The sequence below is a fragment of the Thalassospira sp. CH_XMU1420-2 genome (genome assembly GCF_037029325.1).
In the GTDB taxonomy this organism is placed as follows: Bacteria; Pseudomonadota; Alphaproteobacteria; order Rhodospirillales; family Thalassospiraceae; genus Thalassospira; species Thalassospira povalilytica.
The window spans coordinates 403,359-428,742 of record NZ_JAYMEG010000001.1 but is presented as its reverse complement, the minus strand read 5'-3'; the positions used below and the strand labels follow the sequence as shown (position 1 = coordinate 428,742).

The following is a 25,384-nucleotide window of genomic DNA, read 5'->3' as shown; positions in this document are numbered from 1 at the left end:
GTCCTACCCATACTTTGAGAGCTTAAGGGACTACGTGAGCACACATGAATACCCCACGCTCACCTCTCTTACAGAGGCTCAAGAGGAGGAGTATCTGTGTAATTTGGAACGAGATACGTTCTATGCGGCTTTTGTTTTGAGAAAGCTCATAGAATGCAAGAAGATTGCTGCTTCGTTTGCAGACAAAGAAATTAACCTACGATGCTACCAACCGCGCGAAATAATCGGTGACTTGAGTCTTCACGATATCGATAAGCATTATGACCTATCTGAAAAAAGGTCATATATGGAGACCCAAAAGGTAGGTTTTCTCTGCAACCAACTAGTTCATTCAAAAATATTTACGTTCTACTTTAATTCTACTGAAGCTAGCGAGCAACAAGAAGCTGGGGACCAAATAGTCGGCTTTTTTATCAACTCAGATCATACCTCAAAAAAAGTACTATTCCTCGTTTTATGGGCGGATTGGATAAAAATCCTAAGCAGCACAAAGAGCTACCATATTGATTTTATGTATAAATTCAAAAACGAAGATGGCTCTACAACTGAGCACAGACTCAATACCGGAGCGGATAAAGAGCTATATAACAAGCTGACCAGAGACAATTGAATACATCATTTCCTACTCACACAACTGTCAGGAAATTAATCTCAGCGCTTCGCCTGATCCAGATATCCCGAAAGTACTGCGGCGACATTCAACCCGATCACATCATGGGCATAGCCGCCTTCCATGACAAACACGGTCTTAAGGCCCAACCGCCCGATCATCTGACCGATCCGGTTGAAATCATCGGTCTGGAGTTTGAAATCACAGATCGGTTCGGCCTCATGCGCGTCAACGCCAAGCGCGATCACCAGCGCATCGGGTTGCCAGGTGACTAGCTTTTGCATCGCCTTGGCAAAGCCCTGTCCCCAGGCCCCGAAATCGCTTCCCCCGGCAAGCGGGATATTCAGGTTGGCACCAGCCCCGTCATTGCGTCCGGTTTCGTTGGCATAGCCCATAAAGAACGGGAACTGATGGGTAGGATCCGCATGGATCGAGATGGTAAGAACATCACCACGCTCATAGAAAATATCCTGCGTGCCGTTGCCATGATGGTAATCGATATCCAGGATCGCGACCTTTTTCGCACCCTTGGTGATCATCTGCTGGGCGGCGATCGCCGAATTGTTCAGAAAGCAATATCCGCCATAACGGTTGCCATGGGCATGATGCCCCGGCGGACGGGTCAGGGCAAAGGATGCCTCGCCATCATTCCAGGTCGCATCGGCGGCTGATGTTACGGTCTGCGCGCCCCAATAGGCCGCTTTCCAGGTGCCTTGCGTAATCGGGGTATCGCTTGAAATGGCGAACTGCCCCAGACGCGCACTGATATGCTTTGGATTGCCACCCGAAAAACCGGCCGTCGGCCAGACATAGGGAAAGGCATCGCCGGTCTTGCCGGCCCTGGTCCACTCGGCCCAGGCATTTTCGATGAAATCGAGATAGTCGGGATCGTGAATGGCGCGGATCGGGTCCATTCCGTGATCGGCCGGATCAACCAGCTGCGCCTTGACCGCATGGGCCACCGCATCACGAATGATCGGAATGCGCCGGGCATTTTCAAAACAGGGCACCATGCGTCCATGATGCATTTCGCCTGCACCGTCATGGGCATCGTGGCGGGAATTGAAAAAGACGCGCATCGCCCCGTTTCCTTGTTTCAAGATAACAACAGGGTGTCACACTGACACCCTGTCTATGTGTTGCACGGTGAAAGCGGCTATTTCTTGGCGGTATAAAGCAGCTTTTCGATGGTATCGAGGAACCCGCCCAGATGCTTGCGCAGATTTTCAGACTGCTCTGCCAGACGGTCTGCCATTTCACGTGTGGTATCTGCGGCCTCACCGGTACGTCCGGCCATGTCGGAAACAACCGTGATGTTATCGGTCACTTCCTGTGCGCCGCTTGATGCCTGTTCGACATTGCGCGTGATGTTCGATGACAGATTGGCCTGCGTTTCAACATTGCCCGAAATCGTATCGGACCGCGCGGCAAGATCATCAATCACACCGGCAATCTCGCGGATTGCTGCAACCGACTGTCCGATCGCATTCTGGATGTCCTGAACCTTTTCCTCGATGCTTTCGGTTGCCTTGCTGGTCTGGTTGGCAAGGCCCTTGACCTCGTTGGCAACCACGGCAAAGCCTTTGCCTGCTTCGCCAGCACGCGCAGCCTCGATGGTCGCATTCAGCGCCAGAAGGTTGGTCTGGGCGGCGATATCACGGATGAAGCTGACAACTTCGACAATTTCGCCGGCTGCGGCTTCAAGTTCGCCAATGCGACCGTCAGTTTCCTGGGCAAGGCCGTTGGCGCGATTGGCAATCTGAACCGACTCACGCGCCTGTTCGGAAACTTCGCGGATCGACTGGCTGAGTTCTTCGGAGGCCGCGGAAACTTCGGTCACGTTGCTTGCGGTCTGCCGCGCAGCAGCAGCCACATTGGTCGAGCGGGAACTGGTTTCATGGGCGATGGTGTTGGCTTCGCCCGATGCTTCGGCCAGTGCCGATGCCGCATGGGCAATATCATCAACCGCTTCGAACGATCCGCTTTTGAATTCATCAAGAATTTCGGCAAAGCCCGACAGTTTCTGTTCGATCGCAGCTGTCGCCGCGTTGATGCGCTTGGCCGAAGACAGATATTCCCCGACCAGCCCGGTTTCGACGATACGGCGATAATAACGGTTTTCTGAAACCGCCCCCATCGATGCCGCACTTTCGCGCAAGAACGCGTCATTCCGATCGATCAGACGGTTGATCGCAATAAACAGGTCGCGCATGTCGGGATGACTGTCGACATTGGTGATACGGGCTTCGTAATCACCTTCTGCCGCAGCCAGAACCACGTCCAGCGCCTTTTTGATTCCTGTTTTCGAACCACCAAATATCGCCATTGCGAACCTCGAACCTTCGATTTGGGAGTACCCTGGGTCCTGACCCTAGAGACTTTGGATGAACTGGTCATATGCCATGCCGGCATCTGACAATTTTTTGGCAAGCGCATCGGATGCGGCATTCATGCCGTCCTTCCGGTTGCTTGTACTTTCTTCGATTTTACGAAGCTCCGCATAAAGCGGAATGATCTTGGTTTTCAGAATTTCGGGATCTGCGACACGCCGGTTCGAATGATATCCGATCACCTTGTGCTGGGCGTCAAAGGTCGGCGTCACATGGGCATAAACCCAGTAATGGTCGCCCTTCTTTCCCATGTTCAGCACATAGGCAAAGATCTCCTTGCCCGAACTGATCTGATCCCACAGCAGCTTGAAAACACAGCGCGGCATGTCCGGATGACGGACCAGGGAATGCGGTTTACCAAGAACTTCCTTCTCGGTGTAATCCGACAAACGCAAAAACACTTCGTTAGCATAGGTAATATGACCCTTAAGGTCGGTCTTGCTAACAATCAGCTCTTCTGGCTTGAAATGGCGTTCCTTGCCGGATGGCTGAACGCCCGGACGCTTTTCGCTCACCTTGATACCCCGTCTTTTCTGATCCAGCCCTACAATTATGACATGCAGGCAAGTTTGACATTTCGATTATCACGTAACCATAGTTCCGCGAAGGAAAAATGTAAATTTTTCATATGCTTCATAGCTGATTTACAATGATAATTTTTAGAATTCTTCTAATCGCATTGACCATTTTACCCCCTCATTTCGGGGCGAAATATTTGTAAAATTTGCAATATTTCCAATCTGGCCATCGGGTGGTTCGACTGATCCCCCGACCGGGGGATGCGCGGCCCCTGAAATTGACCTTCAATCCCCTGACAAGCATCCCGGCCCCTACAAACTTTCATCAATGACTGCCGGGTTCAGCATATCAGGAGAACCAGATGAAGAAGCTCGTCGTTTCATGCGCGCTGCTTGCCGGTTTGGCAGCATGCCAGACCACGGACAATGTCGTCCGCAACACCAATGTCAATCTGCTGTCGCTTCCCAAGCCGGAACTGGCCGTCGGTGACAGCTATGCCTATTACCGCAATGGCGACCATGAAATTGCGACCGTCACCGCCAAGGGGGATGGTGTTTACAGCTTTGAGGTAACCGAAGGCCCGGGCGCTGGTTGCAGCTATGAGGGCGAAGGTTTCCTGTCGCCGGACGTCAAATGGGAAAATTGCGATGGGTCGACCGGGACACAGACCTTGACGCAGACCGGTGAAATCTGGCCACTTAAGGTCGGAAACACCGTCTCTTATGCCGGCGAAGGCACTGACGGGGCGGATTCCTGGTCCTTTAAGCGCGATTGCAGCGTGATCGGCACCGCGATGGTCACCATCGGCACCGGCACCATTCCGACCTATGAGGTTGTCTGCAAGGACGGCTCGAACACCCGGACCTGGTTCTATTCGCAAAGCCACAAATGGCCGGTCAAATACACCAAGGTGCACAAAAAGCGCGGTCTTGTTGACCAGCGCGAAATCGATCTTGGTCAAAAGGCCGGCTGATCGACGCAATGAAATGTTAATGGGGCCTTGTCTGCAAATGGGCGCCATTCGGGTCTGGTTTCCGGTTTGACCGGAAATCAGACCCCCACCCGTCTGACATCAAGGCCGGTTACCCTGAAATGATCTGGTCTTCGCGAAGCGGGATGATCATTTGAACGGCCAGACGCACCAGTTCCAGACGATCCTTGACCCCGGTCTTGCGATAGACACTGGCAAGCTGGGATTTGACGGTTTCCGGCCCCTTGCCCAGATGATCGGCGATTTCGCTGTTGCTAAGCCCGCGCAACACCGCGTCAAAAACGTCGGTTTCGGTCCGGGTCAGGGCAAAATGCCGGTTCAAAAGGTCGGTATTGATATCGGTGTACCAGAACGGATCGACGACCGTTGCCAGCACCCCGGTAAACTGCCCGCCAAAAGTTCCGTGCTTTTCGCGCAACGGCGCAAGATCAAGCAGATAGGCACTGCTTTCATTGATCCGGCTGTTCAGACGCAGGTTTTCCGATGACTTTTCAATAAACGCCATACGGCCAAGCTTTTGCACTGCCTGGGACAGACGCCGGGCATCCTGACCATCACGGGCGGTCAATTTTTGTCCCGCCCCGACGGTCAATGCATCCTTGCTGTCAAGAATGCGGGTAAATTCTTCGTTGATGATGACGATTTCACCATTGGCATTAAGGATCGCAACCCCGATCCGCAACCGGTCAAGCACATCAAGAAACGCCCCATACCGGTGACGCAACAGATGAACCGGCCGGTTCATTTCCAGAACCTTGGTCAGATGGGGACCGATAAACCGCAATTTGTCCGATGCCGCGGTCGGCTCGAACAGCCCGTCATCGCGGTAATGGACCGTCAGGATATCGTAACCCGCCGCATCCTTGGACACACACATCCCCGCCGCCTGATTACAGCCGGTGGTTTTTTCAAGCCACGGATAAAACCGTGACGGTGTCGTGTCGCCATTGCTGTGGCGGACTTCGTCACCGACGGAAAAATCATACAGGTCCTGCTGATGGAAATAGGCTGACCCGTCATTCTGGTTCAGACCAAGGCTGAGATATTCGGCAATTGCTTCGCCCGGTACCCAGCTGTTGGCATGAAATGAATATTCGGAAATTTCGGGGCGAATGTTTTCGATATGCATGATGATGGCATTTTGCGTCTGCAACATCCCGGCAAGACAATCCAGCCTCTCACACCACAGTTCAGGCGAAATTGCTGCCTCGTACAATTGCGGAATGAACTTGTTATATTCGTCCAGTTCTTTCGCAGACCACATAAAGCCATTATCCATATTCAACTATCTTTTTAGTCAAACACGGAAAAACACTATATATCAAGAAGTACTGAACCACCCAGATCATCGGGCGCGGGCCCGCAAGGGAAAACAAGATGACGAAAGACCTGCGAAATTTTCCATATCGCGTGGTGATACACGAAAAACATTCTGCCCAGGCGGTGCTGGACTGGCTTGATCTGAATGTGCGCAGTGACATGTGGACGATGGGAATTCGCAACATCGAACTGCCGCGCTCGGACCAATCGGCACCGTTTGTCGATATGGTGATCTATTTTTCGCGCCGTGATGACATGGACCTGTTTCGCGAACGCTGGGCGGGCAAGGCGCGCGAACACAAGGTCAAGCTTCGGGGATTGCGCGCGGCACTCTATGCGCTGATGCATCCGCACACCGAAATGGTCGCTTATGAAAAGTCCGATGACACACCGGCACGTCCCGCGCGCACCAAACCATAGACCCGATAAAAAAAGCCCCGCGCAAATCAATGCACGGGGCTTCGTCATTTAGCCAATCCGCATGGATTGGAAATCAGACTTATTTCGGCAGTTCGGCATCGATGCCCTTGATGTACCAGTCCATGCCAAGCAGCATGCCGTCATCAGCAACTTCGCCTTCTTTCACACGCAGCTCGCCAGCCTGGTCATAGATCGGGCCGGTGAACGGGTGGAATTCGCCCGATGCGATTTTGGCAGCAGTTTCTTCTGCCAGTGCTTTCACATCGTCAGGCATGTTGGTGTAGGGTGCCAGTTCGACCATGCCGGTATTGATACCGCCCCAGGTGTCCATCGACTCCCAGGTGCCATCAGCAACGGCTTTGGCGCGTGCGACATAGTAGCTGTCCCAGTTATCAACAATCGCGGTCAGCTGTGCCTTCGGTGCAAACTTGATCATGTCAGAAGCCTGACCGAAACCAAGAACGCCGCGGTTTTCAGCAACCTGAAGCGGTGCCGGGCTGTCGGTGTGCTGAACCATGATGTCTGCACCCTGGTCAATCAGCGCCTTGGCAGCATCGCCTTCCTTGCCCGGATCATACCAGGTGTTTGCCCAGACGATTTTCACTTTGACGTCCGGGTTGACCGACCATGCACCCATCATGAAGGAGTTGATGCCACGAACAACTTCCGGAATCGGGAAGGAGCCGACATAACCAACGATGTTCGACTTGGTCATTTTACCGGCGATCACACCAGCAACATAACGGCCTTCATAGAAACGTGCGGCATAGGTCGACAGGTTGTCGGCGCGCTTGTAGCCGGTCGCATGTTCGAACTTCACGTTCGGGAACTGCTTGGCAACTTTTTCGGTCGGGTTCATGTAACCGAACGAGGTGGTGAAGATCAGGTTGTGGCCGGTCTGGGCCATCTGACGGATCACACGTTCGGCGTCCGCACCTTCCGGAACGCTTTCGACATAGCTGGTCTCTGCACCGAGTTCGGCTTCGATGGCCTGACGACCGATGTCATGGCGATAGGACCAGCCATGGTCACCAATCGGACCAACATAGACAAAACCGACTTTGACGTCTTCAGCCTGGGCTGCACCCATGCCGGTTGCAAGCGCACCAACGGCTGCAACAGCGGCAATCGTGCGCTTCATGAAACTTGCATTCATTCGTTAGGTCTCCCTGTTAATCAGCAGATCAGGATTTAAACACAATCCACTAAGCAATCAATGACACGTTCACACCGAAACCAAGACTCAGTCAAACCGATCACACTTTTCGCCAAATCCCCCGATCAGCTTGTGTGAGTTTTGGTCCGGTATGAGCTTTTCCTCCCGACAGGCCGGAACGTCATTTGACGCGTTCCGGTCCAGCAAGCAGACCGGCCCTTATTGGGCCGGTCGGAACGCCTGACCAATACAGGCAGGCGCATTCAGTCTGATTTTCGCACGGTCGCTGGAAATAATCACCAGCACAATCACGGTCGCCAGATATGGCAGCATCGACATGAACTGGCTGGGCACATGAATACCGGCCCCTTGGGCATGAAGCTGCATGACCGAAATCAGGCCGAACATATATGCCCCTGCCAGCAAACGGCCAGGACGCCAGGTCGCAAACACCACCAGCGCCAGTGCAATCCAGCCACGACCAGCAGTCATGTTTTCCGCCCACATCGGCGTATAGGACAGTGAAAGATACGCCCCGCCAAGACCGGCCATCGCCCCGCCAAACATGGTGGCAAGATAGCGGATCTTGATCACGGAATAGCCGATGGCATGCGCCGAGTGATGCGAATCCCCAACTGCCTTAAGCACAAGACCCGCCCGCGATTTTGCCAGGAACCAGCCAACCCCGATCACAACGGCAATCGAAAGATAAACCAGGAAATCCTGCCCGAACAGAATCGGACCAATTACCGGAATGGCACTGATGCCCGGGATCGAAAGGGCCGGCAGCGGATCAATCGCAAAGCCGACAAACTTCGAACCGACAAGGGCCGAAAACCCGATCCCGAAAATGGTCAGCGCCAAGCCTGTCGCCACCTGATTGGCCATCAGGCTCAGGGTCAGAAACGCAAAGATCAGCGACATCAGAACGCCTGCCACAACCGCGGCCAGAATGCCAAGAATGGCCGATCCACTTGATGCGGTCACCGCAAAACCGGCAATCGCACCGACCAGCATCATGCCTTCAACACCAAGGTTCAGAACCCCGGACTTCTCGGTCACCAGCTCGCCCGATGCCGCCAGCAAAAGCGGCGTCGATGCGGTAATCACGGTCAGGATAAAGGGTACAAGCCATTCCATTATGCGGTTCTCCCTTTGGCCGCGATTGAACCGAAACGAATGCGATATTTGGTCAGAACGTCACAGGCCAGCAGGAAGAACAGCAAGATCCCCTGAAACAGTCCCGTCACCGCATTGGGCAGACCAAGCGTGATCTGGGCAAGCTCACCTCCCAGATAGGTCAGCGCCATGATCAGACCGCCAAACAAAATGCCGACCGGATGCAACCGCCCAAGGAAGGCCACAATAATCGCGGTAAAGCCGTAACCGGGCGATATTTGCGGCTGCAACTGGCCGATCGGACCCGATACTTCGAACAGACCGGCAAGACCGGCAAGCGCCCCGCCCAGAAGCAAGGTGAACCACACCATGCGTTTCTGACGGAAACCGACATGGCGGGCGGCCTGCGGGGCCTTGCCGACAACGCGCAACTGGAAACCGATCACGGATTTTGACAGCAACAACCAACCGGCAATCACCACAAAGACCGCAATGGCCGTGCCAAGGTGCACACGCGTGCCGTCATAAATGATCGGCAGCAACCCGGCATCCGGGAACGGACGCGATTCCGGGAAGTTGAACCCTTCGGGGTTACGCCACGGACCATGCACCAGGAAGCTTAAGAACAGTGTTGCCACATAGGTCAGCATCAAACTGGTCAGAATTTCATTGGCATTGAATTTGGTGCGCAGCAAGGCCGGGATCGATGCCCAGAACGCCCCGCCAATCGCGCCCAGCACAAACATAGCTGGCAGCAAAAGCGCGCTTTCGCTGTCATGGAAATAAAGCGCCAAACCACCGCCGAAAATTGCCCCCATGGTCAGCTGGCCTTCGGCCCCGATATTCCAGACATTGGCCCGGAACCCCATGGCAAGACCGACCGCAATGATGACAAGCGGGGTGGCCTTCACAAACAGCTCGGAAATGCCATAGCTGTTATTGATCGGCAGAATGAAGAAGGTATAAAGCGCATCAAACGGGTTCTTGCCCATAAAGGCAAAGATGATCCCGCCAACCACCAGCGTCATGAAAATTGCCAGAACCGGCGACAGATAAACCATCGCCTGGGAATGCTGGCGACGGGGTTCAAGCCTGACCAACGCGACCTCCTGTTTCTTCCATGTCGTTCGCCGGGGTCGCGTTGCCTTCAAGATCATGAAGGCCCCCCATCAACAAACCGATCTCTTCAATACTGACATCGGCCATCGGACGCGGTTTGGACATTTTGCCTTCCGACATCACCACAACCGAATCACAAATGGCAAAAATCTCGTCCAAATCCTGTGAAATCACCAGAACCGCCGTGCCCTTGGCCGCCAGATCAAGCAGGGCCTGATGAATGGCACTGGCGGCACCGGCATCCACACCCCAGGTCGGCTGCGAAATCACCAGAACACCCGGATCCTGAAGGATCTCACGCCCGACGATGAATTTCTGAAGGTTGCCGCCCGAAAGCGATCCGGCCTCTGCCCCCGCCCCGGTCGTGCGCACATCAAATGTCTTGATGATGTTATCGGCAAAGGACCTTGTCGGGACTTCGCGGATCAAACCGCGCGCGGCGAGCGCCATGCGTCGAAACGCCGTCAGGAACCCGTTTTCCGACAGGCTCATATCGGGCACAGCACCATGTCCGTTGCGTTCTTCGGGTACAAAGGCCGCCCCAAGACGACGACGGCGACGCGGGCCGAAATGGGCCACCGATTTGCCATCGATCTTGATGCTGTCGGGGGCAGCTTCATGCTCGGTTTCGCCGGCAAGCGCCTGGAACAGTTCGTTCTGACCGTTCCCGGCAACCCCGGCCACGCCCATGATCTCGCCACCGCGGACCTTGAGATTGATGTTCTTAAGGTGGGTGCCAAACTGCTCGTCACTGATCAGCGACAGGTCGGTAACGTCAAGGCGCACATCGCCAAATTCACGCTGTTTGCCCCGATCCGGCGCGGTCAGTTTCTGGCCGATCATCATTTCGGCCATGGATTTTGCGGTTTCCTCGCGCGGGTCACAGCCGCCAACCACCTTGCCGCCGCGCAGGACGGTCGCGCGCTGACACAGCGCTTTGACCTCGTGTAGCTTGTGGCTGATATAAAGGATCGCACAGCCTTCATCGGCAAGACGACGGAGCGTCTCAAACAGCTTTTCGACTTCTTGTGGTGTCAGGACCGAGGTCGGCTCATCAAGAATAAGCAGCTTGGGGTTCTGCAACAGGCACCGCACGATCTCGATGCGCTGACGTTCGCCAACCGAAAGCGTATAGACATGACGATCCGGATCAAGCGGCAGGCCATAGGTCTTTTCGACTTCGATCACTTTCTGGCGCAGGACGGCCATATCGCGCACATCATTCATGGCAAGCGCGATATTTTCCAGAACCGTCATGGTTTCAAACAGCGAGAAATGCTGGAACACCAGACCAACACCCATTTCGCGCGCGTCATGCGGGCTATGGATGGTTACCGGTTTGCCTTCCCAGATCAGGTCGCCCTGATCGGCCTGAAGCACACCATAAATGATCTTCACAAGCGTACTTTTGCCTGCGCCGTTTTCCCCGAGCAGCGCATGGATTTCGCCAGGCTCGATACGGAAACTGATATCGTCATTGGCCAGACAGCCCGGAAAGGCCTTGGTCACGCCGCGCACTTCCAACTGCGCAGGTGCATTCCCCTTCATTGCTTCTGCCCCGGCATCACCGGTCATTGACGTCACTGTTGCCACCCCTATTTAGCGATATGATTTACAAGGCCCCGGCGGTTTTACCGCATAACGGTTTGCAATCAAACGGTCTCAATATTCGATCTTGTCGGTTTTGGCATCCCACGCGGCAAATACTTCGCGCGCTTCGGGCAAATCGACATGGACAATCGGCAAGGAACGATCATGGATCGGCTTTGCCACTTCATCATACAGGAACTGATCATCAAAACCGATGGCAGCAGCATCCTCGCGGCCATTGGCATAATAGATCTTGTCAAGACGGGCCCAATAGATCGCCGAAAGGCACATCGGGCAGGGTTCGCAACTGGTATAGATTTCACAACCCGACAGATTGAAAGTCCCCAGCTTGGCACAGGCCGCACGAATGGCGCTGACCTCTGCATGGGCAGTCGGATCATTGTTGGAGGTCACATTGTTCCACCCTTCTGCAATCACTTCGCCATTGCGAACAATGATTGCGCCGAACGGACCACCGCATCCCTCTTCCATTTTTTGCCGCGACAAATCCACGGCGTGGCGCATATGGCCTTTGGCGTCACACACAGCCAAAATCTCCTTTACGAAACCCCTGATCTGGTCCCCAGATCACCTGACTGGGCCGTCATTTCGCGGCCCTTTATCATTAAAAAGTCCTTCAATGAAGGCTTTATAATCGCACGACCCCGTCTGACGCGGTTTTGGTCGTCTGATTTTGTGCCATCTGTGCTTCGCGCACGGACAACAATTGCGCGGCAACCGATGCCGCAATCACCACCGGCTGTTTTCCGGTAATGCCTTGAATCCCAATCGGGCATGTCAAACGGCTGATCTCAACCGCCCCCAACCCCCGATCTGAAAGCCGTCGAATGAAACGTGCCCGTTTGGTTTGGCTGCCAATCATGCCAACAAAACCAAGGTCGTCGCGCATGATCGCGGCCCGGCAAATGTCAAAATCCAGCGCATGGTTATGGGTCAGGATCAAAACATGGGCACCAGACGGGATGTCGGACACCTCCAGCTCTGGCCTATCACTTTGAATGATATGAAGTTTTTCGCTTTCTGGCAGATCAAGATACGCATCGCGCGAATCGACCAGATGCACATCAAACGGCAAGGGTACCATGGCCTGTACGATTGCCTTGCCGACATGACCGGCCCCGAAAATCCACATCGGTGTCAGCGCTTCATCAAGGCGCAAACACAGCATATCCAGACCATTGATCGCCATGATCCCGCCGCGTGCTGTGCCAAATCCGGATGCCAGCATCGTGGCATTAGTCGTGTCTGTCCCCACCAACTTGGTGCGGCCCTGATCGCCATCGACCGGCAACATCACCCAGCGCCCGGATTGTGAAACAGGGCGCGCAACAATATCGGCCAATACTGTTCTCAGATCGGCGCGATCGCCATCGCTTAACAGATGGAAACCAACTTCGACCGAACCGCCACAACACTGGCCCAACCCCGGCCCCAGCGGAAAGCGTTTGATCCCGGCAACGGGCATGTTCGCAACATCGCTTTCCAGCACGCTGCGCACCTGCAAGGTCACCTGATATTCAAGATTACCGCCGCCAATCGTGCCCGCTATTTTGCCAGACGTAATCAGCATGAATGCCCCGACCTCGCGCGGGGTCGATCCCTTGATCGCCGCCACCGACACCAGCACCACCGGATCGGATCCGGACAGAACACTGATATGATCACGCAGTGACAGGGTCATGGCTTCATTCCCCTGCGGCCGAAACCGGCTGCCCGGCCTGTTCGATCATGCGTTTGGCAACATCGGCCACCGCATAAAGAACCGCCTCGGGCGTTGCCGGGGTATCAAGGTTTGGCACCACCTTGTGATCGGCAACCGATGCCACCGCATCGGCAATCGCACGGTGCACCGAAATTGCCAGCATCAAGGGCGGCTCGCCAACGGCCTTGGACCGATGAATGGTTTTTTCCACGTTTCGTCCGGACGACCATAATTGCATCCGGAAATCTTCCGGACGATCCGAACAGGCCGGGATTTTATAGGTCGATGGCGCATGGGTCCGCAGGTTGCCCTTGTCATCCCACCATAATTCCTCGGAAGTCAGCCATCCCATGCCCTGAATGAAACCGCCTTCGATCTGACCACGGTCAATCGCCGGATTAAGCGACCGCCCGACATCATGAATGATATCGACCCGCGTCACCTTGTATTCACCGGTCAGGGTATCAATCAGAACTTCGGAACAGGCCATGCCATAGGCAAAGTAATAGAACGGCCGACCCGACGCGGTTTCGCGGTCATAATGGATTTTCGGCGTCGCGTAATAGCCGGTCGCCGACAGTGACACACGCGCCAGATAGGCCTGCTTGATCAGATCGGCAAAGGCAAGCTCCGCCACATCCCCTACAATGATCTTGCCCGGCACAAAGCGCACGGCACTTTCCGCAACACCGTATTTTTCCGCCGCAAAGGCAATCAGGCGGTTCTTGATCGTCATCGCCGCATCACGCGCAGCCATACCGTTCATATCCGCCCCGCTTGATGCGGCGGTTGCCGATGTATTGGGAACCTTGCCGGTATTGGTTGCGGTGATCTTGATCTGATCCAGATCGATCTGGAATTCTTCGGCAACGACCTGGGCCACCTTGATGAAAAGCCCCTGCCCCATTTCCGTGCCACCATGGTTCAGATGCACTGATCCATCCTGATAAATATGGATCAGCGCGCCCGCCTGGTTAAGGAAGGTGGTGGTAAAGGAAATGCCGAACTTCACCGGCGTCAGGGACAGGCCCTTTTTCAGAACCGGGCTTTCAGCATTGAATGCTTCGATCTCGGCGCGGCGCTTGCGATAATCACTGGCTTTAAGGATGTCGTCGGTCAGTTCCGGCAGAACATTGTCTTCGACCACCATATGATATGGCGTCGTATTGCGATCCTTGGTCCCGTAATAGTTGGCAATGCGCACATCCATCGGATCACGCCCGATGGTCATGGCGATTTCATCAATGATGCGCTCAATCGCCACCATCCCCTGCGGCCCGCCAAACCCGCGGAATGCGGTATTGGACACAAGGTTGGTTTTGCAGCGATATGATCTGATTTCGACATCGCCAAGGTAATAGGCATTGTCGGTATGGAACATCGCGCGGTCGGCAATCGCGGCAGACAAATCGGCGGAAAACCCGCAATTGGCCGCGTATTGAAGATCAAGGCCGCAAATCCGCCCGTCATCATCAAAGCCGACATCATAATCAACGATAAAGTCATGACGCTTGCCGGTCATGACCATGTCATCATCACGGTCCAGACGGAATTTGGCCGGACGTCCGGTTTTCACCGCCACAATGGCGGCCAGTGCCGCCCATTGTGATGCCTGCGTTTCCTTGCCACCAAAACCGCCGCCCATACGGCGGACCTCGACCGTCACCGCATTGGCCGGGCGGCCAAGGACATTGGCGATATTATGCTGGACCTCGGACGGATGCTGGGTCGAACAATGCAACAGAACATCACCATCCTCCTGCGGGATGGCAAAGGTGATCTGACCTTCGAGGTAAAAGTGATCCTGCCCGCCAATTTCCATCCGCCCGGCACGACGATTTTTGGCCTTGGCCAGGGCCGATTTGGCATCGCCCTGTTTCATCACATGTGGCGGGGCGACGAATTGCTGCTTTTCCAGTGCATCTTCAATCGACAGAACTGCTGGCAGTTCTTCATATTCGATTTCCGCAAGCTTGGCGGCCGCACGGGCCTGTGCGCGGGTTTCGGCCGCGACGCAAAATACCGGCTGCCCATAGAACTGCACGATACCATCAGGCAAAACCGGATCATCATGGGTGTGGGCGGGTGACACGTCATTCACACCGGGCACATCATCCGCGGTCAGAACGCAAACCACACCGGGGGCGGACCGGACCTTGGACAGATCCATCTTCCTGATCTTGCCATGCGCGATGTTTGCCGCACCCGGGGCCAGATGAAGCGTGCCATAAGGTTCGATAATGTCATCGATATAGACCGCTTCGCCCGCCACATGTTTCGGGCCGCTATCATGTTTGGAACTGGACCGCACCCCGCCCGAAAGACCGGCGGTCGGGGCGATCACTTCATCGGTTTCGGTTTGGCTGATCTGATCAGACATGGGCTGCCTCCTTGCCGACAAGGCGGGTGGCAATTTCGGGTGCGTTGGTTTCGATAAACAGCTTGGTCAAAAGGTTCTGGGCCACCAGCATGCGGTATTCCTTTGATGCCCGCATATCGGTCATTGGTGCGAAATCCTTGGCCAGTGCCAGTTGGGCCGCATTCAGGCTGGCTTCATTCCAGTCCTTGCCGATTATGGCCGCTTCGCATTTGGCTGCCCGCATCGGGGTGCCGGCCATGCCCCCAAACGCCGCACGGAATTCCGCGATTTTGCCCTCAACGACCTTGATCGCAAAGGCGCCAAGCACCGCGGTAATGTCCTGATCAAACCGTTTGGAAATCTTGTAGGCCTTGAACACCACACCTTTGGCCGGTTTGGGCACGATCACGCTTTGCACAAACTCGCCCGGATGACGGTCCTGTTTGCCATAGGTCACAAAGAAATCTTCAAGGGCGACTTCGCGTCTTACATCACCCATGCGCAAAACAATCTTGGCCCCCAGCGCAATCAGGGCCGGTGGTGTGTCACCAATTGGCGATCCATTGGCAATATTGCCCCCCACGGTTCCGGCATTCCGGATTTGCCGCGAACCGATCCGGCGCACCAATTCCCCGACATCAGCAGCAACCCGGCCCAGCGCATCATGGGCGCGGCTATAGGTCACACCAGCCCCGATAATCAGGGCATCTTCGGTTTCACTGACCGATTTCAGGTCTGCGACATCGCCAATATAAATGATCGGGTCCAGACGTTTGAGCATCTTGGTCACCCAAAGTCCGACATCCGTCCCGCCGGCCAGAACCGTGGCATCGGGATGCTGGACCAGAAGTGCGGCAAGTTCATCAGATGTTTGCGGCGCGTAATAGCGCCCTGCGGGATGTTCAAGCGCAAGCGTACCCGCACCATCAACCATCGCACTCAGACGGGCCGCAATATCCGAACGACGCTTTTGCTCTGCCGCGTCGTTGGCAGCAACCCCGCCAGCCTTGCGGGCGGCCTCGATGATCGGGCCATAGCCGGTGCACCGGCAAAGATTCCCCGCCAGCGCATCATTGATCGCACCGCGGTCATCTTCGCCACCATCAAGCCACAACTGATAAAGGCTCATGACAAAGCCCGGCGTGCAGAACCCGCATTGCGATCCATGGGTATCGACCATCGCCTGCTGTACGGGATGAAGGGTGCCGTCGCTTGATTTAAGATGCTCGACCGTCAAAAGCTGCTTGCCATCAAGGGTCGGCAAAAACTGGATACAGGCATTGACCGTGCGATACGCCATGCCGCCCTTGCCGTCCGGCTCCCCCAGAACGACGGTACAGGCACCGCAATCGCCTTCGGCACAGCCTTCCTTGGTGCCGGACTTGCGTTCGGACAGACGCAGATATTCAAGAACCGTCATCTGCGGATCCACATCACGCAGGCTGCGTTCTTCATTGCCCAAAAGAAAACGGATATCAGAACGGAAAGAACCGGTCGCGTGCGCCATGATCAACCTCAGCTTCCGCGATAGGTGGAATAGCCGAACGGCGACAGCAACAGCGGCACATGATAATGCGCCTGCCCGTCAGAAATACCGAACCGGATGACAACCTGATCAAGGAATTTGGGATCGGGAAGATTTTCCCCGCACGCATCAAAATACGCCCCGGCATGGAACACCAGTTGATATTCACCGGGTTTGAAAGAGGCACCTTCAAGCATCGGCGCATTGGTGCGGCCATCGGCATTGGTCACGGCCTCGGCAACCAGATCATCATGACCATTGCCATAGCGGTGCAGCTCAATGCGGATTCCAGCAGCCGGGCAGCCTTTTGCCGTATCCAGTACATGGGTAGTCAGTCGTCCCATGCCGGGCCTCCTCTCTCTTATTCTTACTTTTGTGGTCGGTCGCTTCTCCCGTGTTCGACATTCTTTTTGGGGCGGGCCCTTTGGTTTTGTGTCGAACTTTATAGCGCTTCAAAAGGGTCGCATTCCGCCTGCCCTCGGGAAAGAGGGGATAAAGTGAAACTATATCAATAATTCTTTGAAAAACGAATGTATCAGTTTAAGGCACTATAACATGCAACCGTGGCAAAAAGCCTTGGAAGACCGCGTAAAACGTGGCCCTACTTACCTTCCGTCCAGGAACATTATCAAAACCGTCTTGATAGTGCGGCACTTATCAGGTCCGGCAGGCACGGGTTTATCCCTTGCTGCACCGCGACCTATGGTTAATTGTAACCACAAAGATGCTACACCAAACGGTCCCCACAACAAAGCCGGGCGTTAGGCACAGGACCGATTAGAATTCAGGAGAAGGCCCAGATGAACGACCAGACATATGCGCGCGACTTGATCGGATATGGCGAAAACCCGCCCAAGGCCAATTGGCCCAATGGCGCACGCGTGGCTGTTCAGTTTGTCCTGAATTACGAAGAAGGCGGTGAAAACTGCATCCTGCATGGTGACCGCGCGTCCGAGGCGTTCCTGTCTGAAATCGTCGGTGCCGACATGCGCGAAGGTGTGCGTCATATGAGCATGGAGTCGATTTACGAATACGGCTCGCGCGTTGGTGTGTGGCGCATCCTGAACCTGTTTCGCGAACGCCAGATCCCGATCACCATCTTTGCCGTCGCCATGGCCCTTGCCCGCCATCCAAAAGTTGGCGAAGTCGCGATGAAGGATGGACACGAGATTTGCTCGCACGGCTATCGCTGGATTGACTATCAGTATGTGCCCGAAGATATCGAACGCGAACATCTTCACAAGGCGATTGATATCATCAAGGACGTCACCGGCGAACGTCCGCTTGGCTGGTACACCGGCCGCACCAGCCCCAATACCCGCCGCCTGGTCAATGAGGAAGGCGGCTTCCTCTATGACGCTGATGACTATAGTGACGAACTTCCGTTCTGGAGCACCCAGACCGAAAAGCCGCATCTGATCGTGCCCTATACCCTTGATGCCAACGACATGCGTTTTGCCGCCCTTCAGGGTTTCAATTCCGGCGAACAGTATTTCCAGTATCTCAAGGACAGCTTCGACACCCTTTACGAAGAAGGCGCACATACCCCGCGCATGCTGTCACTTGGTCTGCATTGCCGACTGGTCGGGCGTCCGGGCCGCTTTGCCGCGCTGAAACGTTTCGTCGATTATGTCCAAAGCCACGATGACGTCTGGTTTGCCCGCCGGATCGATATCGCCCGCCACTGGCGTGAACATCATCCGTTCGCTGGCTGAGACAGACGCAGGAACACCAATATCATGACAGAAACCACCAAATCCCTGTTTGAAACCCGCCCGCCCAGCACATTGGCCAAAAGCGCCTTTGTCTCGCTTTATGGCGGGGTTTACGAACATTCGCCCTGGATCGCCGAACAGCTTTATGATCGCGGCATCACCGATGCCCATAACACGCCGGCTTCCTTGGCTGATGCGATGGCAGCCATTGTCAACGGGGCGGTTGATGCCGACAAGCTGGCACTTTTGCGCGCCCATCCCGACCTTGCCGGGAAACTGGCCCTTGCCGATCTGACGACCTCGTCCCAGAACGAACAGATGGGGGCGGGTCTTGATCAATGCAGCGCCGATGAGTTGGCCCGCTTTACCGAACTCAATGACCTTTACAAACAGAAGTTCGGTTTTCCGTTTATCTTTGCGGTCAAGGGGTTCCATCGCACCGATATTCTTGCCGCCTTTGAACGGCGGGTGAAAAACGACGTCGAAACCGAATTTAACGAGGCGATCAATCAGGTCCATCGCATTGCGAAATTGCGCCTGGAAGCGCTGTAAACCGGACCTCCGACAAACCGGATTGATCACCGAATAATAAACGACCATTTCAGGATTTTACGACCATGAGCCATCAGGAAAATCACGACGCACCGGAATTTACCCGGAAGTTTGTCAACCTTGCCGATGAACGTCTTGGCGCAGAGGCCATTTTTGCGACAGATGATTTCTTTGCCGACAAACAGCGGATGCTGCAAACCGGTGATGCCGTATTCTATCCGGATCGCTATGACGATCATGGCAAATGGATGGATGGCTGGGAAAGCCGCCGCAAACGGGTCGAAGGCCATGATTACTGCGTTGTCCGCCTGGCGACGTCGGGGCGGATTTACGGTGTGGATATAGACACCAGCCACTTTACCGGCAACTTCCCGCCAGCCGCATCGCTTGAAGGCTGCTATTGCCCGAATGGCGATCCGGCCGATGATGCCAAATGGGATGAAATCGTTGCCCCCATGGGCCTTGGTGCCAGTGCCCATCACTATGCCGACGTGACATCGGACGCCATTTATACCCACGTTCGCCTGCATATTTACCCTGACGGCGGTGTTGCCCGCCTGCGTGTCTATGGTCGTCCAAACCGTGACTGGACCGAAATGGCGGCCAAGGGCGAACAGGTCGATCTTGCCGCCATGATCAATGGCGGCGTGGTTGTTGCCTGGTCCGATGCCCATTACGGCAACCCGAACGCCATTCTGGCACCGGGCCGCGGGGTCAATATGGGGGATGGCTGGGAAACCCGTCGTCGCCGCGAACCGGGTAATGAATGGCTGATCGTCGAACTTGGCCACCCCGGCGAGATCGAAAAAATCATCGTTGATACCTGCCACTTCAAGGGCAACTACCCGGACCGCGTTTCGATCCAGGGGGCCTATGTGGACGGCGAAAAGGACAAGTCGCTGCGCGCACGGTCCATGTTCTGGTCAACCATCCTGCCCGAAAGCAAAATGCAGGCTGATCACATCCACGAATTCGACGCATCGGCCCTGACCGTCAATGGGCCGGTCACCCATTTGCGGGTCAATTCGATCCCGGATGGCGGCATCAGCCGTCTGCGCATCCTTGGCAAACCGGCCACCAGATAAACCGCCACCAACCAAAAGGATTGTGCAGGTATGAAGCTTCCGGTCGAACACCTGACCCAAGATGCCTTCGCCCCGTTTGGCGAAGTCATTTCGATCGCCACCGCGCGCGACAGCTACAAGATCAATCAGGGCACCACCACCCGGTTTCACGACATCTCGCGCGTTGATGTTGCCGACGAAGGCGGGGCTCCGATCATCAGCATCTTTCGCGGCACACCGCGGCCAAAACCGATTGAAATCACGATGATGGAACGTCATCCACTGGGCTCGCAGGCCTTCATGCCGCTGTCGGGGCAGAAATTCCTGATCGTCGTGGCATCGGGTACGGATGATCCGGCCCCGGGAAACCTGCGCGCCTTCCTTTCGGACGGAACGCAGGGGGTGACCTATGCCAAGAATGTCTGGCATCACCCGCTTCTGGTGCTGGAAGAAGACAGCGATTTTCTGATCGTGGATCGTTCCGGTCCGGGCAACAACCTTAATGAAGTTGATCTGCCGCTGGTCGATGGCGACGTCATCACACTGGACTGGGCTTAACCCCTACCATCGCGATTCCGGCTGATCAGACCCAACTCACGCAGGTAGCGGTGCAAATCCGCGCTGCTTCCTGCAACATATTCCGCCCCGGCATCGCGCAGGATACCTTCGTCCCCGGCATTGCGATGCGCCCCGCCAAGAAACCCGACACACCGCATCCCCGCCGCACGGGCTGCGATCACTCCGGACGGGCTGTCTTCAATCACAAGGCAGCTTTCCGGTGCCCATCCGCAAGTTTTCGCAGCAAGCAGAAAAACATCCGGCGCGGGCTTGCCCCGTGTCACTTGTTGGGCTGAAAAAATGCGTCCTTCAAAGAATTCTGACAGTCCGGTTATCGAAAGACACTGATCAAGCCGCGCCAAGTCACTCCCCGAAGCCAGGGCAAAAGGCACAGTCAGGCACCCAAGCAGCTCAGTCATCCCGGCAATGGCCCGCAGATCGGTTGCAAACAGGCGCACCAGTTCGGCCTCGCACTGTTGCTGATAGGCAAGCGGATCAATGCCGGTGCCGAATCGCGCATTAAGCTCGGCCACCATCTCGCGATAGGCAACACCACCGAATGTGCGTGCAAGTTCTGCAGCCCCAAGGGTAATGCCATATTCGGGCAGCATCCTTTCATCGACCGCAAAAGACAGAATTTCGCTGTCGATCAGGACACCGTCGCAATCAAAGATGATATGCCGGGTCATTGCGCGGGCTGGATATTGCCACCGCTATTAAGATCAAGCGCCAGAAGGCGCTTCTGAATGGTTTGCGACAGAACCGGGCCCGCCCCGGCCTGCAATGCGCGCTGATAGGCCGCGCGCGCCATATCGGTTTTCCCCATCGCCAGGGCATTATCGGCGAAATGGGCAATATGTTCTGCGGTCGGCATCGCCTTGTTGACCCGAATGAAAACTTCCTCGGCCTCGGCATAGCGCCCCTGGCGGTACAGGATCAGCCCATAGGTATCAAGTGCCCCGGGATCATCGGGCGCCACCGCAAGCGCCTGTTTCGAAAGTCTTTCCGCCTCATCAAGGTTTTCGCCGCGCACCGCATAGTGATAGGCAAGCCAGTTCGCCGCCCCCATATTGCCCTGGCCTGCCGCCTGATAGGCCTCGGCCGTCATGGTATCGCCATAGGACTTGATCACGCTTTCAATGGCAGCCTGATCAAGGCCATCCACCCATGTCAGCCCGACCCGCACCGCCTTGCAGCCTTGTGCATTGGCCTGGCTGCACATGGCAACCGCCTCTTCGACGGCGCCCATGACGGTGGCCTTGGGACCGGCGGCATATTCCTTGCCTGTCTCGTCGCGCGCCATCGCCTTGAAATCGATCATCGCCCGGTAACGGTCATCAAGCTTGGCCTCAGTGGGGGCTGCAAACATATCCTGCGGTTCCCAGTTCGGACTGGTATCCCCGCAGGCCGCAACGGCCAAAACCATTCCAAGCCCGATAACGGAACGCAAAGGTGCAAATTCAAACTGGCGGCGCATAAACAAGACGGTCATTCCCCATGTTCGAGCAAAAGAGCCGGAAGCATCATAACCCAATTGCGTAATTGCAGAGTTAACATCCTGATCACAGACGAAAAAGCCGCCGGGATCATCCGATCTCCGGCGGCTTTAACATGCTGGCGTAAAACGCCAATATCAGGGCAACACAGCCTGCGGCTTAGGCGCGGCGTTCTGCGATCATCTTTTTGATTTCGGTGATCGCAAGCGCCGGGTTCAGGCCTTTCGGGCAGGTGTTGGTGCAGTTCATGATCGTGTGGCAACGATACAGGCGGAACGGATCTTCGAGTGCATCGAGACGTTCACCGGTATATTCGTCGCGCGAGTCTGCCAACCAGCGATATGCCTGAAGCAGAACAGCCGGGCCGAGGTAACGGTCGGAGTTCCACCAGTAGGACGGGCACGCGGTCGAGCAGGAGAAGCACAGAATGCATTCCCACAGACCATCAAGCTTCGCACGTTCTTCACGCGACTGAAGACGTTCGCCATCCGGCGGGGTCGGGCTGTCAGCTTTAAGCCACGGCTCGATCGAAGCAAGCTGTGCATAAGGCTGCGACAGATCAGGCACCAGATCCTTGACCACCGGCATATGCGGCAGCGGATAGATTTTGACTTCGCCCTTGATGTCTTCGATCGGCTTCAAGCACGCAAGCGTGTTGCGGCCATCGATATTCATCGCGCACGAACCGCAAATGCCTTCGCGGCATGAACGGCGGAAAGTCAGGGTCGCGTCGATCTCGTTCTTGATCTTGATCAGCGCGTCCAGAACCATCGGACCACATTTGTCGAGATCGATATCGTAGGTGTCCGTACGCGGGTTATCGCCGCTATCGGGATCATAACGATAGATCTTGAACGAACGGACATTCTTCGCGTCAGCCGGAGCAGAGAACGACTTGCCCTCTTTCACGACCGAATTGGCGGGAAGATTGAATTCTACCATCTCTCAAATCCTCTCTTGCCGCGCCTTAATAGACGCGCTCTTTCGGCTCGATATACGACACTTCATCGGTCAGGGTGAAGGTATTGACCGGACGATAGGTCAGATCAACGCCATAGCCCTTCTCGGTGTCGACCTTGGCGATCGTGTGCTTCATCCAGACTTCGTCATCACGCTTCGGATAATCTTCGTGGGCATGTGCACCACGCGATTCATGACGCGCTTCTGCCGAATTCATGGTTGCTGCGGCACAGGTCATGAGGTTCTCAAGCTCGAGAGTCTCGACCAGGTCCGAGTTCCAGATGAGCGAACGATCCGAAACGCCGACGTCGGGAAGCGTCTTTGCGGTTTCGGCCAGTTTGCCAACGCCTTCCTTGAGGATTTCCGAGGTCCGGAACACGCCGCAGTTGCCCTGCATGACGCGCTGCATTTCCAGACGGATATCCGCAGTCGGACGCGAACCCTTTGCCCAGCGCAGACGGTCGAAACGTGCAATCGCTTCGTCGCCATCGTTGGTTTTGAGTTCCTTGAACGATGCTTTGCTGTCGACCACTTCGGCGGCATGAAGACCACATGCACGGCCAAACACAACAAGGTCGAGCAACGAGTTGGTGCCCAGACGGTTTGCACCGTGGACCGACACGCAAGCTGCTTCACCCGCCGCCATCAGGCCCGGAACGATTGCGTTCGGATCATCAGCGGTCGGACGCAGAACTTCGCCCTTATAGTTGGTCGGAATACCACCCATGTTGTAATGGACCGTCGGAAGAACCGGGATCGGCTCCTTGGTCGCATCAACACCGGCAAAGATTTTTGCGGTTTCGGTAATACCCGGCAGACGTTCCCACAGTACTTCCGAACCAAGATGTTCAAGATGCAGGTGGATATATTCGCCATGTTCGCCAACGCCGCGACCATCACGGATTTCCTGTGCCATGCCACGCGACACAACGTCACGCGATGCAAGGTCCTTAACGGTCGGCGCATAACGTTCCATGAAACGTTCGCCTTCGGAGTTGGTCAGGTAACCACCTTCGCCACGGGCACCTTCGGTGATCAGGCAGCCCGAACCGTAAATGCCGGTCGGGTGGAACTGAACGAATTCCATGTCCTGAAGACCAAGACCCGCACGGGCCACCATGCCATGACCGTCACCGGTACAGGTATGGGCCGAGGTGCAGCTGAAGAATGCACGGCCATAACCGCCAGATGCCAGAATGACCATCTTGGCGTTGAAACGGTGCAGTTCGCCGGTATCAAGATCCCAGGCAACCAGACCTTTGCACGAACCATCGTCATCCATGATCAGATCAAGGGCGATATATTCGACAAAGAATTCGGCTTTGTGCTTCAGGCACTGCTGATAAAGGGTATGCAACATGGCGTGACCGGTACGGTCAGCAGCAGCACAGGCACGTTCAACCGGCGCCTTGCCGTGGTCGCGGGTGTGGCCACCGAACGGACGCTGATAGATTTTGCCATCTTCGGTCCGCGAGAACGGCATGCCGTAATGTTCAAGTTCATGAACCGCCGGAACGGCGTTACGGCACATATATTCGATCGCGTCCTGATCACCAAGCCAGTCGGAACCCTTGACGGTGTCATACATATGCCACTGCCAGTGATCCTCGGACATGTTGCCAAGCGATGCACCGATACCGCCCTGGGCAGCAACAGTGTGCGAACGGGTCGGGAAGACCTTGGTGATACATGCGGTTTTCAGGCCGGCTTCAACCGTGCCCAGCGTCGCGCGAAGACCAGCGCCGCCCGCACCCATAACAACGACGTCGTAGTTATGGTCGATAATTTTATATGATTCAGTCATTGGCTCAGGCTCCGGCAAAAACGATACGCAGGACTGATACGATGGCTGCAACCGACAGGAACGCCGCAACAGCTTTGATCAGCATCAGCGAAATCACTTCTGCTTTACGGTTATGCACATAATCTTCGATCACGACCTGCAGGCCGTGCGTGAAATGCACAGCAACGCTGATGATCAGAAGGATCATCATGGTCGAGTGGAAGTAAGAGCTCAACCAGGCGTGAACGGCATCGTAATCGGCCGTGTGCCCTGCAAGAATCGAAAGAATGAACCAGATGCCGAGCGGAAGGTTCGCAGCAGCCGTAACGCGCTGGGTCCACCAGTGCGAAGAGCCACTTTTGGCAGAACCGAGACCGCGGACACGGCCTAGATCGGATTGCATCTTCATGACAAG

25 protein-coding genes are annotated in these 25,384 nt (G+C 55.5%); 7 read left to right on the top strand and 18 right to left on the bottom strand.

Annotation, left to right across the window (positions count from 1 at the left end):
• Positions 1–34 precede the first annotated feature (34 nt).
• Positions 35–610 (top strand): hypothetical protein, encoded by a 576-nt coding sequence (locus WA429_RS02010; RefSeq protein ID WP_287464407.1) that lies wholly within the window; start codon positions 35–37, stop codon positions 608–610.
• 41 nt (positions 611–651) lie between these two features.
• Here the strand turns inward: WA429_RS02010 and WA429_RS02005 are convergent, their stop codons facing one another.
• From WA429_RS02005 to WA429_RS01995, 3 genes are all read right to left on the bottom strand, one after another.
• A complete protein-coding gene (locus WA429_RS02005) occupies positions 652–1,689 on the bottom strand; it encodes a histone deacetylase family protein (protein ID WP_228194675.1) in 1,038 nt (345 codons plus the stop codon).
• Between the two features lie 77 nt (positions 1,690–1,766).
• Positions 1,767–2,936 carry a methyl-accepting chemotaxis protein gene (locus WA429_RS02000; RefSeq protein WP_101245273.1) on the bottom strand — a complete coding sequence of 390 codons (1,170 nt, stop codon included), beginning with the start codon at positions 2,934–2,936 and terminating at the stop codon, positions 1,767–1,769.
• Positions 2,937–2,981: 45 nt separating this feature from the next.
• Positions 2,982–3,515: a PAS domain-containing protein gene (locus tag WA429_RS01995; protein WP_287464408.1), complete on the bottom strand. Its 534-nt coding sequence runs from the start codon at positions 3,513–3,515 to the stop codon at positions 2,982–2,984.
• A gap of 365 nt (positions 3,516–3,880) precedes the next feature.
• Between WA429_RS01995 and WA429_RS01990 the strand changes: the two genes are divergently transcribed.
• Complete coding sequence (locus WA429_RS01990; protein WP_287464409.1) at positions 3,881–4,492, top strand: hypothetical protein; 612 nt, start codon at positions 3,881–3,883, stop codon at positions 4,490–4,492.
• Positions 4,493–4,601: 109 nt separating this feature from the next.
• On the opposite strand, the gene WA429_RS01985 is transcribed toward WA429_RS01990, so the two are convergent.
• The gene (locus WA429_RS01985; RefSeq protein WP_287464410.1) at positions 4,602–5,774 is read right to left on the bottom strand and encodes a helix-turn-helix transcriptional regulator; all 1,173 of its coding nucleotides are present in this window, start codon (positions 5,772–5,774) and stop codon (positions 4,602–4,604) included.
• Between the two features lie 113 nt (positions 5,775–5,887).
• Here WA429_RS01985 and WA429_RS01980 point away from each other — a divergent pair, with 113 nt between their 5' ends.
• Complete coding sequence (locus WA429_RS01980; protein WP_114112754.1) at positions 5,888–6,250, top strand: hypothetical protein; 363 nt, start codon at positions 5,888–5,890, stop codon at positions 6,248–6,250.
• Positions 6,251–6,329: 79 nt separating this feature from the next.
• On the opposite strand, the gene WA429_RS01975 is transcribed toward WA429_RS01980, so the two are convergent.
• The 9 genes from WA429_RS01975 to uraH form a co-directional block, all read right to left on the bottom strand.
• Complete coding sequence (locus tag WA429_RS01975; RefSeq protein WP_101245851.1) at positions 6,330–7,391, bottom strand: BMP family ABC transporter substrate-binding protein; 1,062 nt, start codon at positions 7,389–7,391, stop codon at positions 6,330–6,332.
• A 234-nt stretch (positions 7,392–7,625) separates the two neighbouring features.
• Positions 7,626–8,546: an ABC transporter permease gene (locus WA429_RS01970; RefSeq protein WP_101245268.1), complete on the bottom strand. Its 921-nt coding sequence runs from the start codon at positions 8,544–8,546 to the stop codon at positions 7,626–7,628.
• Positions 8,546–9,625 carry an ABC transporter permease gene (locus tag WA429_RS01965; RefSeq protein WP_101245267.1) on the bottom strand — a complete coding sequence of 360 codons (1,080 nt, stop codon included), beginning with the start codon at positions 9,623–9,625 and terminating at the stop codon, positions 8,546–8,548. The genes WA429_RS01970 and WA429_RS01965 overlap by 1 nt, the downstream gene beginning before the upstream one ends.
• Positions 9,612–11,219, bottom strand: coding sequence for an ABC transporter ATP-binding protein (locus tag WA429_RS01960; RefSeq protein ID WP_228195137.1), 1,608 nt, complete (start codon positions 11,217–11,219; stop codon positions 9,612–9,614). The genes WA429_RS01965 and WA429_RS01960 overlap by 14 nt, the downstream gene beginning before the upstream one ends.
• Positions 11,220–11,306: 87 nt before the next feature.
• Positions 11,307–11,780, bottom strand: a complete 474-nt coding sequence (locus WA429_RS01955; protein WP_220153943.1) for a nucleoside deaminase — start codon at positions 11,778–11,780, stop codon at positions 11,307–11,309.
• A gap of 103 nt (positions 11,781–11,883) precedes the next feature.
• Positions 11,884–12,936 (bottom strand): xanthine dehydrogenase accessory protein XdhC, encoded by a 1,053-nt coding sequence (gene xdhC, locus WA429_RS01950; protein WP_287464411.1) that lies wholly within the window; start codon positions 12,934–12,936, stop codon positions 11,884–11,886.
• 4 nt (positions 12,937–12,940) lie between these two features.
• On the bottom strand, positions 12,941–15,337 hold the full coding sequence (gene xdhB, locus WA429_RS01945) for a xanthine dehydrogenase molybdopterin binding subunit (RefSeq protein WP_287464412.1): 2,397 nt from the start codon (positions 15,335–15,337) through the stop codon (positions 12,941–12,943).
• The gene (xdhA, locus tag WA429_RS01940) at positions 15,330–16,823 is read right to left on the bottom strand and encodes a xanthine dehydrogenase small subunit (protein ID WP_287464413.1); all 1,494 of its coding nucleotides are present in this window, start codon (positions 16,821–16,823) and stop codon (positions 15,330–15,332) included. Before xdhA ends, xdhB begins: the two co-directional genes overlap by 8 nt.
• Before the next feature lie 8 nt (positions 16,824–16,831).
• Positions 16,832–17,185 carry a hydroxyisourate hydrolase gene (gene uraH / locus WA429_RS01935; RefSeq protein WP_287464414.1) on the bottom strand — a complete coding sequence of 118 codons (354 nt, stop codon included), beginning with the start codon at positions 17,183–17,185 and terminating at the stop codon, positions 16,832–16,834.
• Positions 17,186–17,641: 456 nt separating this feature from the next.
• On the opposite strand from uraH, the gene puuE reads away from it, so the two are divergent.
• From puuE to WA429_RS01915, 4 genes are all read left to right on the top strand, one after another.
• Positions 17,642–18,556 carry an allantoinase PuuE gene (gene puuE, locus WA429_RS01930; protein WP_101245262.1) on the top strand — a complete coding sequence of 305 codons (915 nt, stop codon included), beginning with the start codon at positions 17,642–17,644 and terminating at the stop codon, positions 18,554–18,556.
• 24 nt (positions 18,557–18,580) lie between these two features.
• Entirely contained in the window at positions 18,581–19,108 is a 528-nt protein-coding gene (gene uraD / locus WA429_RS01925; protein ID WP_287464415.1) for a 2-oxo-4-hydroxy-4-carboxy-5-ureidoimidazoline decarboxylase, read from the top strand.
• Positions 19,109–19,173: 65 nt separating this feature from the next.
• Positions 19,174–20,193: an allantoicase gene (gene alc / locus WA429_RS01920; RefSeq protein WP_287464416.1), complete on the top strand. Its 1,020-nt coding sequence runs from the start codon at positions 19,174–19,176 to the stop codon at positions 20,191–20,193.
• A 30-nt stretch (positions 20,194–20,223) separates the two neighbouring features.
• Positions 20,224–20,730: an ureidoglycolate lyase gene (locus WA429_RS01915; RefSeq protein WP_287464417.1), complete on the top strand. Its 507-nt coding sequence runs from the start codon at positions 20,224–20,226 to the stop codon at positions 20,728–20,730.
• Here the strand turns inward: WA429_RS01915 and WA429_RS01910 are convergent.
• The 5 genes from WA429_RS01910 to sdhD form a co-directional block, all read right to left on the bottom strand.
• Entirely contained in the window at positions 20,727–21,419 is a 693-nt protein-coding gene (locus WA429_RS01910) for an HAD family hydrolase (protein ID WP_287464418.1), read from the bottom strand. The two genes, WA429_RS01915 and WA429_RS01910, sit on opposite strands and share 4 nt — an antisense overlap.
• Positions 21,416–22,222 carry a tetratricopeptide repeat protein gene (locus WA429_RS01905; RefSeq protein ID WP_228194685.1) on the bottom strand — a complete coding sequence of 269 codons (807 nt, stop codon included), beginning with the start codon at positions 22,220–22,222 and terminating at the stop codon, positions 21,416–21,418. Before WA429_RS01905 ends, WA429_RS01910 begins: the two co-directional genes overlap by 4 nt.
• A 163-nt stretch (positions 22,223–22,385) precedes the next feature.
• Positions 22,386–23,168, bottom strand: coding sequence for a succinate dehydrogenase iron-sulfur subunit (locus tag WA429_RS01900; RefSeq protein WP_101245257.1), 783 nt, complete (start codon positions 23,166–23,168; stop codon positions 22,386–22,388).
• A 25-nt stretch (positions 23,169–23,193) separates the two neighbouring features.
• The gene (gene sdhA / locus WA429_RS01895; RefSeq protein WP_101245256.1) at positions 23,194–24,990 is read right to left on the bottom strand and encodes a succinate dehydrogenase flavoprotein subunit; all 1,797 of its coding nucleotides are present in this window, start codon (positions 24,988–24,990) and stop codon (positions 23,194–23,196) included.
• Between the two features lie 4 nt (positions 24,991–24,994).
• A complete protein-coding gene (sdhD, locus tag WA429_RS01890; protein WP_101245255.1) occupies positions 24,995–25,378 on the bottom strand; it encodes a succinate dehydrogenase, hydrophobic membrane anchor protein in 384 nt (127 codons plus the stop codon).
• Positions 25,379–25,384: the final 6 nt, after the last annotated feature.

Coding starts and splice junctions, on each gene's coding strand:
- xdhB (WP_287464412.1), bottom strand. CDS start 15,337: ATGTCTGATCAGATCAGCCAAACCGAAACCGATGAAGTGATCGCCCCG.
- WA429_RS01960 (WP_228195137.1), bottom strand. CDS start 11,219: ATGACCGGTGATGCCGGGGCAGAAGCAATGAAGGGGAATGCACCTGCG.
- WA429_RS01970 (WP_101245268.1), bottom strand. CDS start 8,546: ATGGAATGGCTTGTACCCTTTATCCTGACCGTGATTACCGCATCGACG.
- WA429_RS01900 (WP_101245257.1), bottom strand. CDS start 23,168: ATGGTAGAATTCAATCTTCCCGCCAATTCGGTCGTGAAAGAGGGCAAG.
- sdhA (WP_101245256.1), bottom strand. CDS start 24,990: ATGACTGAATCATATAAAATTATCGACCATAACTACGACGTCGTTGTT.
- uraH (WP_287464414.1), bottom strand. CDS start 17,185: ATGGGACGACTGACTACCCATGTACTGGATACGGCAAAAGGCTGCCCG.
- alc (WP_287464416.1), top strand. CDS start 19,174: ATGAGCCATCAGGAAAATCACGACGCACCGGAATTTACCCGGAAGTTT.
- WA429_RS01985 (WP_287464410.1), bottom strand. CDS start 5,774: ATGTGGTCTGCGAAAGAACTGGACGAATATAACAAGTTCATTCCGCAA.
- uraD (WP_287464415.1), top strand. CDS start 18,581: ATGACAGAAACCACCAAATCCCTGTTTGAAACCCGCCCGCCCAGCACA.
- sdhD (WP_101245255.1), bottom strand. CDS start 25,378: ATGAAGATGCAATCCGATCTAGGCCGTGTCCGCGGTCTCGGTTCTGCC.
- WA429_RS02005 (WP_228194675.1), bottom strand. CDS start 1,689: ATGCGCGTCTTTTTCAATTCCCGCCACGATGCCCATGACGGTGCAGGC.
- WA429_RS02000 (WP_101245273.1), bottom strand. CDS start 2,936: ATGGCGATATTTGGTGGTTCGAAAACAGGAATCAAAAAGGCGCTGGAC.
- WA429_RS01915 (WP_287464417.1), top strand. CDS start 20,224: ATGAAGCTTCCGGTCGAACACCTGACCCAAGATGCCTTCGCCCCGTTT.
- xdhC (WP_287464411.1), bottom strand. CDS start 12,936: ATGACCCTGTCACTGCGTGATCATATCAGTGTTCTGTCCGGATCCGAT.
- WA429_RS01975 (WP_101245851.1), bottom strand. CDS start 7,391: ATGAAGCGCACGATTGCCGCTGTTGCAGCCGTTGGTGCGCTTGCAACC.
- puuE (WP_101245262.1), top strand. CDS start 17,642: ATGAACGACCAGACATATGCGCGCGACTTGATCGGATATGGCGAAAAC.
- WA429_RS01910 (WP_287464418.1), bottom strand. CDS start 21,419: ATGACCCGGCATATCATCTTTGATTGCGACGGTGTCCTGATCGACAGC.
- WA429_RS01990 (WP_287464409.1), top strand. CDS start 3,881: ATGAAGAAGCTCGTCGTTTCATGCGCGCTGCTTGCCGGTTTGGCAGCA.
- WA429_RS01980 (WP_114112754.1), top strand. CDS start 5,888: ATGACGAAAGACCTGCGAAATTTTCCATATCGCGTGGTGATACACGAA.
- WA429_RS01905 (WP_228194685.1), bottom strand. CDS start 22,222: ATGACCGTCTTGTTTATGCGCCGCCAGTTTGAATTTGCACCTTTGCGT.
- xdhA (WP_287464413.1), bottom strand. CDS start 16,823: ATGGCGCACGCGACCGGTTCTTTCCGTTCTGATATCCGTTTTCTTTTG.